At 63.0% G+C, this 1,310-nt stretch carries 1 protein-coding gene; it reads right to left on the minus strand.

Features of this window, described 5'->3' with window-relative positions:
- Positions 1–135 precede the first annotated feature (135 nt).
- Positions 136–1,310, minus strand: a 1,175-nt coding sequence (locus tag RN629_RS18180) for an IS701 family transposase (protein WP_407036486.1), incomplete at its 5' end; no start/stop codon positions are given.

Below are 1,310 nucleotides of genomic sequence, written 5' to 3' on the forward strand. Positions count from 1 at the left end.
TTTTGAGGTGAGCCCTTCTTGCTGCAGCTTGGTGAGCTCGTCTCCAGCATGACCAGGCGATGACGTAGGCAGGCTCGATCCGGCGCTGAGCGAGCTTGTTGGCGATGCGTCGGACCTCCTGAACGGACCAGCGGATCAACTCCTGATGGTGGGCGTCTTCGGTCTTTTTGGGGGCGTCGTGTTGTTGGCGCGGTATCGGACTACGGCCATCATGGCGAAGGCGAGCATTACGAGCGAGACGTGGCGATGCCAGCCGTGCCAGGATCGCGTCTCGTTATGGTCGAGGCCGAGGTCATTTTTGGCGGTCTCGAAGCTGTCTTCGATCGCCCAGCGATGGCCTTCAACGGAAACAAGCGTCTGTATTCCTGTTCCGGCCGGGCACCAGGTCGTGAAGAAGGCGAGATCACTGTCGCCGATGTTGCGACGGATCAGGAGGCCCCGGGTCCAAAGGCCCGTCTTCGTCTCATGATATTCTTCGGCCTCGAGATCGGCGAGTTCGCAATAGGCCCAGTCGTGAAGCCGGGCGCCTTTCGTGCCGTCACCGGCGGACAGGCGCTGCCAGGCATCAGGGGCAAGATCGTGCGCAATCTCTTCTGCCGTACCGGCGACCGGCGGCTTGCCCACCCAGGAACCGAAATAATGGTCCGACTTGACGCCAAGGACATAGCCCTTGCACGCACGCCGCAGCATGCCCTCGATGTCGCCTACGCCGTACACCGTGTCGGCTGCCACCCATGAGAACGGGACATCGACGGCCAGTGCCCGCCGGATCATGTCGATCGCCAGTGCGGGCTTGGTAGCGAAGGCGACAGTCTCGGGGACATGGGCCGCAGCAAGCCTTGCCGGGGCGGTCGTCCAGCTCTTGGGCAGATAGAGAGCGCGATCGATGAAGGCATGACCACGAGCCGACACATAGGCCGCAAACACACCGATCTGGCAGTTGGTGATCTTGCCGGCCGAACCGGTATATTGTCGCGCGACACCGCACGATGCCTTGCCCTGCTTCAAAAAGCCGGTCTCATCGATAACCAGCACGCACCCCGGCGTGGCGAGATGCTCCACGACATAGTCTCGCACGATCTCGCGCAGAGCGTCCGCATCCCATCTCCTGCGCCCCAGAATGGCCTGCTGTCGCCACGGACCGGGGTCTCCCGCCGCTTCCGCGCGCATCCAACCTGTCTTGCGCCGCTCATCACCCAGCAGGCCATCCAGGAAAAGACTGGCCGACGCCGCTACCCGGTCCTGCGTGAAAAGGCTGCGCATCCGCGCCTTCACATCGCGCAGCGATGTCGCCCACAGCTCCAGTGTCG

The sequence above is a fragment of the Facivitalis istanbulensis genome (assembly GCF_040560405.1).
Classification (GTDB): domain Bacteria; phylum Pseudomonadota; class Alphaproteobacteria; order Sphingomonadales; family Sphingomonadaceae; genus Sphingomonas; species Sphingomonas istanbulensis.